At 62.7% G+C, this 453-nt stretch carries 1 pseudogene; it reads left to right on the forward strand.

What is annotated here, in order from left to right:
* Positions 1 to 26: 26 nt before the first annotated feature.
* Positions 27 to 453: pseudogene (locus DEQ92_RS22665) on the forward strand (hypothetical protein); the annotation flags it as partial.

Below are 453 nucleotides of genomic sequence, written 5' to 3' on the forward strand. Positions count from 1 at the left end.
GAACGCTGCGCTCGAAGAGCAGCGCCGTGATCGCTTCGCGCGTCTTCGGTGATCCATCTCGATCCCCAATCTCAACGCGGTCAGCCAACTCGGCGGCCGAAGAACAGATCAGACAGGCGTTCTCGGCCGAGCCCGAGACCATCCGTTCGGTCCCGGCACAGAACGTCTACGTCATCACCTTCCAATCGGAGGCGGGCTCGGTCGGCGCAGCCGAGTTAGAGCGCCAAGCGCAAGATGCGGGGCTGGATGTCCGGTCCGTCTCGTCGGTGTCTGCGAGCTTCGGCTCTAATACGCAGGTCCTCGCGCTCGGCGGACTCGGCGTCGCTTTCCTCGGAATGAGCGTGCTCGTCTTCGCGATGTTCCGCGTGTTCGTGCCCTCTATCGCAGTCGTCATCTCCGCGTTCTCGGACATCGTTATTCCACTGGCGCTGATGAACGTCCTCGGGATCGAAC

Source organism: Haloferax sp. Atlit-6N (assembly GCF_003383195.1).
Classification (GTDB): domain Archaea; phylum Halobacteriota; class Halobacteria; order Halobacteriales; family Haloferacaceae; genus Haloferax; species Haloferax gibbonsii.